The organism is Janthinobacterium sp. ROICE36, assembly GCF_002869965.1.
Taxonomy (GTDB): Bacteria; Pseudomonadota; Gammaproteobacteria; order Burkholderiales; family Burkholderiaceae_D; genus Janthinobacterium.
Genome location: NZ_PEBS01000069.1, coordinates 17,573 through 27,683, shown reverse-complemented (window position 1 = coordinate 27,683; position 10,111 = coordinate 17,573). Strand labels below are relative to the sequence as shown.

The window sequence follows — 10,111 nt, the reverse complement described above, 5'->3', positions numbered from 1 at the left end:
AGTTATGCCTGATGACCATAGCAAGTTGGTCCCACCCCTTCCCATCCCGAACAGGACCGTGAAACAACTTTGCGCCGATGATAGTGCTGCAACCAGTGTGAAAGTAGGTTATCGTCAGGCTTGTTATTCGAAAAACCCCCCATCGGTGATCCGGTGGGGGTTTTTTTACGTCCGCTGGATTGAGCGATACCAGCGCTTGCCGGGTTTTTGAAAGGGATATCTTGTCTGTTGTGCATACACTGGAACAATTACACAATGGCCAACTGGCCGGCGTGCGCCGCCTGACGCTGTCCTGCGGCTTGAGCGACTTCCCCCGTGAGATATTCGACCTGGCCGACAGCCTGGAAATCCTTGATTTGTCGGGCAATGCGCTGGCCTCCCTGCCTGACGATTTGCCACGCCTGCACAAGCTGCGCATCATTTTTTGCTCGGATAATCTGTTCACCACCTTGCCGGCCGTGCTCGGTTCCTGTCCTGCGCTGGAAATGATGGGTTTTAAGGCGAACCGGATCGACCACGTGCCGGCCGCAGCCTTGCCGCCCAGCCTGCGCTGGCTGACCCTGACCGACAATGGCATCGAAGTCTTGCCGGATGAGCTGGGCAAGTCCGGTGCATTGCAGAAACTCATGCTGGCGGGAAATTGTCTGGCCAGCTTGCCCGCCTCCCTGGCCAATTGCCGCCAATTGGAACTGGTGCGCATAGCCGCCAACCGTTTTACGGCGCTGCCCGAATGTCTGCTGTCTTTGCCGCGCCTGAGCTGGCTTGCGTATGCGGGCAACCCGTTCACGGAAGGGCGCGAACTGGCGGCCCTGAGCGATGCCGGCGCGGCGGCTGTGGCATGGCAGCGCCTGGAATTGGCACAGCAGCTGGGCGAGGGCGCATCGGGTGTGATTTACCGTGCCCGCCTCGATGGGCGCGATGATGTCGCTGTCAAAGTGTTCAAGGGGGCGATGACCAGCGATGGCTTGCCGCGCAGCGAAATCGCAGCCTGTGTCGGCGCGGGTGCGCATGCGGGCCTGATTCCCATCCTGGGGACGCTCGATGGGCATCCGCAAGGGGCGATGGGCCTGGTCATGCCGCTCATCGATGCTGCCTTCCGCAACCTGGCCGGGCCACCGAGCCTGGCTTCATGTACGCGTGATGTGTATGCCGATGGCGCGCGCTTTGATGCGCTGCAAGCGCTGGCGATTGCCCATGGCATCGCCTCGGCCGTGTGTCAGCTGCATGCGCGCGGCATTGTGCATGGCGATTTGTATGGCCACAATATACTGCATGCGGATGGTGGCGTCTGTCTGCTGGGCGACTTTGGCGCGGCGTCCATGTTTGTGCCCGGCTCGCCGCAAGGAGACTTGCTGCAGGGCATAGAGGCGCGCGCCTTTGGCGTGCTGCTGGGCGAGTTGATTGCGCATGCTGCAACGCCCTTGCCCGTCTTGCAAGATTTGCAGCAAGCTTGCCTGCAAGAAGAAATGTTGCTGCGGCCCAAGTTCGACGTGATCGAACGGGCATTGCTGGAAATGGTCCAGACATAAAAAATGGCGCAGCCTTTGCAGGCTGCGCCATTTTCAGTTCAGGCTGAGCATATTCAGCCCTGGACTTCTTTTTCCGGCAGGGCGATCTGGTTGTCGACGCTGAACTGGTAGTCCTTGAAGACGTGTTCGGCCGTCAGGATCTGGTATTCGCCGTTGTCGAGCTTGTGCGTGGTGTCCTTCAGGCGATACGTGTAGTGGCCGCAGGTCCAGCAGTTGAAGTTGCGCATGTGCGTGCACAGGCAAGTCTTGTCCATCACGACGACGGTTTTTTGCTCCGGATGGGCTGCCACTTCGCGGTTGTAAGAGTTGATGTACGCGCAGTTACCCGTTGCGTCGAGCAGATAGCCATACGATTCGCAGCCTGGACGGATGCCGGCGCCGATGGCGGGCGTGTTTTTCAGCATGCGCATCGGGTAGCCCGTCGGCGAGATACCATTAACGATGATGTCTTCTTCCGAAGCCTTGTAGTATTCCTGCTTGACCTTGTTTGGCAAGCCGCATTCCTCGGTGACGGTGAAGCGCGTCGCCACTTGCACGCCAGCCGCACCCGCTTCCATGAAGGAGACGGCATCGCTGCCCGTGAAGATGCCGCCAGCGGCGATCAGCGGGATCTCCAGCTGTTCCGTTTTCAGGTAGGCCAGGATTTCGGCGGTAATCGTGTGCAGGTCGTAATTAGCCCAGTCCATGCCAAAACCCAGGTGGCCGCCGGCCAGCGGGCCTTCGACGATGATGAAGTCGGGCAGGCGGTCCAGCTTGGCGTTTTTGCGCAGGAAAATTTGCAGGGCGCGCACGGACGAGACAATGATGCCCAGCTTGGCATCGCGGAAACGCGGATGGTCGGCGATCAAGGCAAACGAGCCGAAGTGCAGACCGGCTGACAGGGTGATGCCGTCGATGCCGGCGTCCAGCGCCGCATTCAGGCGCACGCGCAAGGTTTCGCGGGGGCCGTTCATGGTCAGCTTTTCCATGCAATTGACGAAAATCAAACCATCGCCCTTTTTCGCTTCCATGGTGCGGCCGATATGCAGGCGCTGTGCTTCCGCCAGGCGGCCCAGGTCGAACTGCACCACGGCCTTGTCGCTATTATTGATGTTGAACTTGTACAGTTTCGTCTTGTCTTTGACGAAGGTGGTGTCGAAACGGCGATCCGACACGTCTTCCACCATGGCATCGGAGATATGGCCGATACCGTTCAGCCGGGCCGCTTCCAGGGCCAGCTCCGACGTGGAAATATCCACACCCATTCCGCCTATCATGATGGGCACATATTCTTTTTTGCCAAATCGCAGGCGGAAATCATCAACACGTTTCATTGCTATCCTTAGACTACCGTGGTTATCACTGAGCCAGATGTACGGTCAAGCCCGCTGCCGGTCAGGCGCGCGGGCGCATATAGCTGTGCGCAGCTTCAATTCTACCCCAAGCGGGCAGGCTCTCCGGGGCAGCTTGCCACCGTGCCGGTGCAAGCGCGTGCCGGATCGCGCGCCCCATCGAAATTAATCGCGGAAATTGTTAAATTCCAACGGCATGTCGGGCACATCCTTGCGCAGCATGGTCATGGCCGCTTGCAGGTCGTCGCGCTTGGCGCCCGTGACGCGCACGGCTTCGCCCTGGATGCTCGCTTGTACTTTCATCTTGCTGTCCTTGATGACACGCACGATTTTCTTGGCATCATCCGATTCGATGCCATTCTTGATCTTGATGATCTGCTTGACCTTGTCGCCGCCGATCTTCTTGATGTCGCCTTCGTCGAGGAAGCGCACATCGACCTTGCGTTTGGTCAACTTGTTCGTCAGGACGTCGCGCACCTGGCTGAGCTGGAATTCCGAATCCGCAAACGCGGTCAATTCGTTTTCCTTGTGTTCGACGCGGGCGTCGCTGCCCTTGAAGTCGAAGCGCGTCGTGATTTCCTTGTTGGATTGCTCGACGGCATTCTTGACTTCGATCATATCGGCTTCGGAGACTACATCAAATGACGGCATGGTCTGTTCCTTTCGTGTTAGAGCGAGCGCGCTGGCAGCGCGCCGGGCGCGTGCATTCTTTGCAAAATGGCACAGCCTCGTTAAAGATGCGACATTTTAACGGACAACGGACGGCCTGCCCTTGTCTTGCGCTGGTTTTTTGTCGTTTTCACTCTATAATCGAGCAAAATAATCGCTATCACTTGTCTGCAGAGCTCACCATCGAACACAATTACTCCCTACAGCGCCTGAATACCTTTGGCATCACGGCCAACGCGGCCGCCTATGTACGCATCACTTCGCAAGCCGAATTGCAGGCCGCGCTGCAAGATCCCGCCTTGTCCGCCATGCCGCGTTTGATACTGGGCGGCGGCAGCAACATCGTGCTGACGGGCGACTTTCCCGGCGCCGTGCTGCACATGGCCACGCGCGGCATGCGCCTGGCGCAGGCGGACTTCGAGACCATCCTCGTCACCGCCGCCGCCGGTGAAAACTGGCACGACTTCGTGCAGTGGACCCTGGCGCAAGGCGTGGGCGGGCTGGAAAACCTGTCGCTGATCCCCGGTACCGTGGGCGCGGCCCCTATCCAGAATATTGGTGCGTATGGCGTGGAAATCAAGGATTATCTGCATAGCGTGAGCGTCATGCATAGCGCCAGCGGCATTGTCTTCGACATGGATCGCGATGCTTGCCGTTTCGCTTACCGCGACAGCATCTTCAAGCAGGCGGACGGACGCGAGCTGATCGTGCTGGAACTGACGTTTGCCTTGCCTGCCGAGTGGCAGCCGAACTTGCGCTATGCGGAACTGGCGCAGGCCGTGGCCGAGCGCAATCTTGCCGAGCCGACGCCGCAACAGGTGGCCGAAACGGTGATGGCGATACGCCGGCGTAAATTGCCTGACCCGGCCGTGATCGGCAATGCGGGCAGCTTCTTCAAGAATCCCGTGGTGTCACGCGAGCAATGTCTTACCTTATTGGAACGTTTTCCCACGCTGGTGCACCATGCGCAAGCCGATGGCACGGAAAAACTGGCGGCCGGCTGGCTGATCGATCAGTGTGGTTGGAAGGGAAAAAACCTGGGGCCCGCGGGAGTGTATCCCAAGCAGGCACTGGTTCTGGTGAATAATGGCGGCGCTCGTGGCGCGGACATTACCCGGCTGGCGACAGCGATACAGGATGATGTAGAGGCGAAATATGGCGTGCGCCTGTCGCCCGAGCCTGTGTTTGTTTAATCAGGCAAAATGGCAGACGTAGTCGACAGTTTCGATGGTTTCGATATCAAAATGGCTATTGCCCGGGATGCTGAAGTCCTGGCCCGCGCCGTAGCTGTTCCATGCTGTCGCGTCTGCCAAACGTACCTTGCACAGGCCGCCGACGATTTCCATGATTTCCGGCGCGCCCGTGTTGAAGCGCAACGATGAGGCGAAAATCACGCCCACGCTTTTCTTCGTGCCATCGACCAGGATGACGTTGTGCGAGACGCACTTGCCGTCAAAGTAGATATTCGACTTCTTGACGACGCTGACATTGTCCAGTTGTGTGCTCATGCTTCACTTTCCTTCAGTTAAAAATCAGTCTTCGACGTCATCGGCGCTCAGCACGCTGTTGCGTCCGCCGCGCTTGGCCGCGTACAGGGCCTGGTCGGCGCGGTTGATCAGTTGCTCGACCGTCGAGTCAGGGGAGGGCACGACGGTGGCCACGCCGATCGAGATGGTGACGATGCCCGTGCTTGCCGCCGGGTTCTCGATCTGCAAGCCTTCCAGGTGACGCCGGCACGCTTCGGCAATCAGCAATGCGCCGGCCGCTTCCGTTTCGGGCAGGATCAGGGCGAATTCCTCGCCGCCGTAGCGGACGGCCAGGTCGGCCGGGCGCTTTAAATGTTCCGTGAGTACGGCGGCAACTTTTTTCAGGCACAGGTCGCCTGGCAAATGGCCGAAGTGGTCGTTATAGCTCTTGAAATGGTCGATATCGCAAAACAGCAGGCTCAATGGTGCTTTGTCGCGCTGACCACGCTGCCATTCGCATTGCAAGGTTTCATCGAAACGACGGCGGTTGGCGATACCGGTCAAGCCATCGAGGGCGGCCAGCTTCTGCAACTCGATATTGGCGTCGGCCAGATTCTTTTGACTTTCTCGCAGGAAACGAAAAGCCTGGTCGCGCTGCAGGCGGCTGATGTGGGCCGCCGAGTGATAGCGTATGCGCGCCAGCAACTCCAGACGGTCCGGCAGTTTCACCACATAATCATTGGCGCCGACGGCAAAGCTGTGGGCCTTCAGTTTCGGGTCATCCTTGGCCGACAGCACGATGACGGGCACATGCGCCAGCGCCGCGTTTTCGCGGTACAGCTGGAGCAAGGCGAAGCCGTCGATGCCCGGCAGCACCAGGTCTTGCAGGATGACGGTCGGTTGCAAGCGCAGCGCCGTGTCCAGCGCCTGCGTGGCGTCGGTCACGTAATGAAACTCGATATCCTGCTGGTCGCTCAGCATGCGCCGGATTGCCTCAGCAATGATCAACTGGTCGTCCACCAGCAGCACGCTGACCTTGAATTCGGTCAATGCGGGCTCATGCAGGGTGAAACTGGAGGAAAATTCTGGCATTGCATTCTTTTCAGATGTTAGGGGAGGACTCCCACCCATGGTTGATTTTTGCGCCCAGGCGGTTGCGCAGGCTGGCGCCTATTCTATCCAATGGCAGGATTTGCTGCGCCGCATCGAGTTCGGCTGCCGCGCGCGGCATGCCATATACGGCACTGCTGGCCTGGTCTTGCGCTATCGTCGTCTTGCCCGCGCGGCGCATGGCCAGCAAGCCGTCGCCACCATCGCGGCCCATGCCTGTGAGCAACACGCCGATGGCATCGCCGCGCCAGTGCTGTGCCACGCAATGAAAGAAGACATCGACCGAAGGACGGTAAACATAGTCGCGTGGTGCTGCATCGTAACCCAAACGATAATTTTGATCTAGCAGCAGGTGATCATTGGTCTTGGCGACCAGCACACTGCCTGCCACCAGTTCGTCGCCCTCGGCAATCACGCGCACCGGCATGTCCAATTGATCGTCCAGCCATTTCGCAAAATGCGAGGCGAAGGTTTCATCGATATGCTGCACCACCACGATGGCGCAGCCGGGCGGCGCGGTCCAGCCGGACAGCACCCTGGCCACCGCTGACGGTCCGCCCGTCGAGGCGCCGATGGCCACCAGGGTGGTGACCTGGCCGTCGCTGCGCTCGCCATTGGCTTGCACCAGACGCGGCGACGGTGCTTCGGCGCTATGGCGTATCAGCTTGCCGATGGTCTTGATCTTGGCCAGCAGCTCGCTGTCGCCCCCCACTTGCCCCTGCAGCACGGGGGTGGCCGTGACGTCGAGCGCGCCGGCGCCCAGCGCGCGGAAGACCTGGTTGACATTGTCTTGCGGGCGTCCCGTCACCACCAGGATGGCGCACGGGCTTTGCTCCATGATCAGGCGCGTCGCCTCGACGCCATCCATCTCCGGCATGTTCAGATCCATCAGGATCAGGTCGGGGCGGTTGCCCTCGCACATGCGCACCGCTTCGAGCCCCGTGCGGGCGATCCACAGCACCTGGTGTTCCTGCGTGCTGGCGACCACCCGGCGCAGGGCTTCGGCGGCCATGGCGACATCGTTGGCAATGGCAATTTTCATGCAGTAGGCCTCATAAGCGGGCATCTCCTATCAGGTCGGCCACCGCGTCGAGCAAGGTCTCGTCGTGGAAGCTGCCTTTGGTCAGATAATAGTCGGCGCCGGCGGACAGGCCGCGCGCGCGGTCTTCCGGGCGGTCCTTGTACGAGACGATCATCACCGGCAGCTTGTGCAGGTGCAGGTCCTTCTTGATCAGGGAGACCAGTTCGATGCCATCCATGCGTGGCATGTCCACGTCGGTGATCACCAGGTCGTACTCGCCGCTGCGCACCACGTTCCAGCCGTCGATGCCGTCAATGGCCACGTCGACGTCGAAACCGCGCGCCAGCAGCAGCTTGCGCTCCATTTCGCGCACCGTCAGCGAATCGTCGACCACCAGGATGCGCTTGGCGCGGCGCCGCTGCGCGTGGCCCGCCTGCGCCAGCTGGTGCAGGCCGCCCTCGTGCAGCAGCTTGTCGATCGACAGCAGCAAATCGGGCACGTCGAGGATCAGCACCGGCTCGCCATCATCGAGCAGGGCGGCGGCGGAAATGTCGCGCATCTTGCCGAAGATCGGGTCGATGGCCTGCACCGCCAGGCTTTGCTCGCCGCGGATGGCGTCGACCACCAGCGCGTAGCTTTGCTTGCCGCGCCCGATCACCACCACCGGCAAATCGTCGGCGCTGCTGGGCGTTTCGCCCAGCTCCAGTACCTGCGCCGCCGACACCAGGCCCAGATGCTCGCCCTTGAGTTCAAAAAACTGCTTGTTTTCCAGCGTATGGATGGCCGCTTGCGGCACGCGCACCACGCTTTCCACCTTGACGATGGGGATGGCGTAGGCTTCGCCCTGCACGTCGATCACCAGCGCGCGCACGATCGATTGCGTCAGCGGCAGGGTAATCAGGGCGCGAAAGCCGCGTCCCGGCTCCGATTCCAGGCGCACCGTGCCGTTTTGCTGGCGTATCGTCTCGTGCACGATATCGAGGCCCACGCCGCGTCCGGACAGTTGGTTGGCCGTCGCTTTCAGGCTGAAGGCGGGCAGGAACAGGAATTCCAGCAGCTCGCCCGGCGACAGCGCGGCGGCCATGGCGGGGCTGGCCATCTTGCGTTCGATGACGGACTGGCGGATTTTTTCCAGGTCGACGCCGCGCCCGTCGTCGCTGATCTCGATGCTCAGCATGCCGGCGCGGTGGCGCGCTTCCATGCGTATCGTGCCCATTGCTTCCTTGCCGGCTTCGATGCGCTCGTACGGGCCTTCCATGCCATGGTCGATGGCATTCCTCAGCATGTGGTTCAGCGGGCTTTCGATCTTCGCCAGGATGTCGCGGTCGACCAGGGTGTCTTCGCCGTCGATTTCCAGCTGCACTTCCTTGCCCAGGCTGCGCGCCAGGTCGCGCACCATGCGGGGAAACGCGTGGATGCCGTCGCGGAAAGGGCGCATGCGCAGCGCCAGCAGTTCGTCGACCATGCCCTGCGAGACCGCCAGCAAGCGCCGTTCATAGGTTTCGATGTCGGCGATGTGTTCGAGCATGAACTGCTTCAGGGGCTGCGTCTTTTGCAGCGCCAGCAGGGATTTTTCCATCAGGCCCGGGTCGCCCGAGCGGGCAATGGCGACGTGCAGCTGTTCGAGGGCGGAAAACAGGCTGCCCTGGTTGCGCTTGAAGCGTTGCAGGGCGCCGATGAACGGGTGCATCTGGTGCGCATTGATGCGCGATTCGCTGGCCAGCGACAGCAATTTGTCGAAATTCTGCGCCGGGGCCTTGGCTGGCGCGCCGGCACGCGGCGCGGGTGCGGCCGCCGACTCCACTTCCTCGCCCACCAGGCCGCCGGTCACGGTCGCTTGCGCCGGCACGGGTGAAGGCAGCGAGGGACGGGCCGGCAGTTCGGGCAGCTCGGCGATGCCGGCGATGGCGTTCAGGGTCTGGTCGATCTGCGCTGCATTCGCGGCCAGCCACGCTTCTGCGCCCGCATCGTCGAGGCGCGACAGTTGCACAATCAGGTCGACGCCCGCCAACAGCACGTCGACCCGCTCCGGCGTGAGTTTCAAGCGGCCATGCTGGGCAGCGACAAAGCTGTCTTCCATGCCGTGCGCCAGCTGCACCACCACTTGCAGGCCGACGATGGCGGCGGCGCCCTTGATCGAGTGCGCCGCGCGCATCATCGATTCGACGGCGGCCGCGTCGCCCGCATGGCGCTCCATGGCCAGCAAGCCATCGGTGAGAATCTGGGTCTGGCTGTCCGCCTCCATGCGGAACAGGTCCAGCAGGGAAAAGGCACTCAGGTCGCCGTGCTGGTCCTGGCTCATCGTAATAGTCTCGCAAGTTGAAAGCCGATCAACGCCGTGTCCAGGAAGCCGATGCGCATGTCGCCCTCGGTGATGACGCCCGACAGAAAGCGCGTCAGGCCCTTGTTGATGGTGGCCGCCGGCGTTTGCAGGCTGCCCGACGCATAGCGCACGATGCCGTGCAGGTCGGCCACGGGCAGGGCGTAGGCTTGCTCTTCCCAGCGCATCAGCAGCAGGCGCGCAAAGGTGTGGCGGCCCTTGGCCGGCGGCGCGCCCTGTTCGTCGATGCCCAGCAAACTGGCCAGCGACATGCATGGATACAGCTTGCCGCCGATATTGACGATGCCAGACAGGCCGCGCCCGCTGCGGTGCGGCAGCACGTGCGGCCTGGCCTGCGGCGCCACGGAGTCGAACACGCGCGTGGGCAGCGCCAGCCATTCGCGGCCGATGCGGAACGCCAGCGCCGAGCTGTCGCGCACTTCACCGCCCGCATCGAGCTGGCGGAAGTGGCTGGCCCAGTCGCGCTGGTAGTGTTCGTCCACGGGGCGTTGCAGGTTGCGCTGGGCGGCGTCCGCATACACGTCGCAGTTGCGGCAATGTACCTTGGCTGGCAGCTTGGGACAGCTCTGGTCACCGACCACGCCGATACGGTTCCAGCAGTCGTCGATGGATTCCGGGGTCTCGCTGCCGATGATGGATGTCAT

At 61.6% G+C, this 10,111-nt stretch carries 9 protein-coding genes and 1 rRNA gene; 3 read left to right on the top strand and 7 right to left on the bottom strand.

Features of this window, described 5'->3' with window-relative positions; translation table 11 throughout:
* Positions 1-7 precede the first annotated feature (7 nt).
* Positions 8-120, top strand: a 5S ribosomal RNA gene (rrf, locus tag CSZ94_RS22230).
* A gap of 110 nt (positions 121-230) precedes the next feature.
* Positions 231-1,529, top strand: coding sequence for a leucine-rich repeat-containing protein kinase family protein (locus CSZ94_RS22225; RefSeq protein WP_102123516.1), 1,299 nt, complete (start codon positions 231-233; stop codon positions 1,527-1,529).
* A gap of 53 nt (positions 1,530-1,582) precedes the next feature.
* On the opposite strand, the gene CSZ94_RS22220 is transcribed toward CSZ94_RS22225, so the two are convergent.
* Both CSZ94_RS22220 and CSZ94_RS22215 read right to left on the bottom strand, forming a co-directional pair.
* Complete coding sequence (locus CSZ94_RS22220; protein ID WP_102123515.1) at positions 1,583-2,842, bottom strand: nitronate monooxygenase; 1,260 nt, start codon at positions 2,840-2,842, stop codon at positions 1,583-1,585.
* Between the two features lie 183 nt (positions 2,843-3,025).
* Positions 3,026-3,511: a YajQ family cyclic di-GMP-binding protein gene (locus CSZ94_RS22215; RefSeq protein ID WP_010396032.1), complete on the bottom strand. Its 486-nt coding sequence runs from the start codon at positions 3,509-3,511 to the stop codon at positions 3,026-3,028.
* 182 nt (positions 3,512-3,693) lie between these two features.
* On the opposite strand from CSZ94_RS22215, the gene murB reads away from it, so the two are divergent.
* Positions 3,694-4,722, top strand: a complete 1,029-nt coding sequence (gene murB / locus CSZ94_RS22210) for a UDP-N-acetylmuramate dehydrogenase (protein ID WP_102123514.1) — start codon at positions 3,694-3,696, stop codon at positions 4,720-4,722.
* Here murB and ppnP read toward each other — a convergent pair whose 3' ends face one another.
* From ppnP to CSZ94_RS22185, 5 genes are read right to left on the bottom strand one after another with little or no spacing between them, the layout of a single operon-like run.
* Positions 4,723-5,037 carry a pyrimidine/purine nucleoside phosphorylase gene (gene ppnP, locus CSZ94_RS22205; RefSeq protein WP_102123513.1) on the bottom strand — a complete coding sequence of 105 codons (315 nt, stop codon included), beginning with the start codon at positions 5,035-5,037 and terminating at the stop codon, positions 4,723-4,725.
* Positions 5,038-5,061: 24 nt separating this feature from the next.
* Positions 5,062-6,087, bottom strand: a complete 1,026-nt coding sequence (locus CSZ94_RS22200; RefSeq protein WP_102123512.1) for a diguanylate cyclase — start codon at positions 6,085-6,087, stop codon at positions 5,062-5,064.
* Positions 6,088-6,097: 10 nt separating this feature from the next.
* Positions 6,098-7,147, bottom strand: a complete 1,050-nt coding sequence (gene cheB, locus CSZ94_RS22195) for a chemotaxis-specific protein-glutamate methyltransferase CheB (protein ID WP_102123518.1) — start codon at positions 7,145-7,147, stop codon at positions 6,098-6,100.
* Between the two features lie 10 nt (positions 7,148-7,157).
* Positions 7,158-9,428, bottom strand: a complete 2,271-nt coding sequence (locus tag CSZ94_RS22190) for a hybrid sensor histidine kinase/response regulator (RefSeq protein ID WP_102123511.1) — start codon at positions 9,426-9,428, stop codon at positions 7,158-7,160.
* Entirely contained in the window at positions 9,425-10,111 is a 687-nt protein-coding gene (locus tag CSZ94_RS22185; protein WP_102123510.1) for a chemotaxis protein CheW, read from the bottom strand. The genes CSZ94_RS22190 and CSZ94_RS22185 overlap by 4 nt, the downstream gene beginning before the upstream one ends.

What these genes read in the sequence shown, in the direction of transcription:
- ppnP (WP_102123513.1), bottom strand. Translation starts at nt 5,037, where the DNA reads ATGAGCACACAACTGGACAATGTCAGCGTCGTCAAGAAGTCGAATATC.
- CSZ94_RS22200 (WP_102123512.1), bottom strand. Translation starts at nt 6,087, where the DNA reads ATGCCAGAATTTTCCTCCAGTTTCACCCTGCATGAGCCCGCATTGACC.
- cheB (WP_102123518.1), bottom strand. Translation starts at nt 7,147, where the DNA reads ATGAAAATTGCCATTGCCAACGATGTCGCCATGGCCGCCGAAGCCCTG.
- CSZ94_RS22190 (WP_102123511.1), bottom strand. Translation starts at nt 9,428, where the DNA reads ATGAGCCAGGACCAGCACGGCGACCTGAGTGCCTTTTCCCTGCTGGAC.
- CSZ94_RS22220 (WP_102123515.1), bottom strand. Translation starts at nt 2,842, where the DNA reads ATGAAACGTGTTGATGATTTCCGCCTGCGATTTGGCAAAAAAGAATAT.
- CSZ94_RS22185 (WP_102123510.1), bottom strand. Translation starts at nt 10,111, where the DNA reads ATGACATCCATCATCGGCAGCGAGACCCCGGAATCCATCGACGACTGC.
- CSZ94_RS22215 (WP_010396032.1), bottom strand. Translation starts at nt 3,511, where the DNA reads ATGCCGTCATTTGATGTAGTCTCCGAAGCCGATATGATCGAAGTCAAG.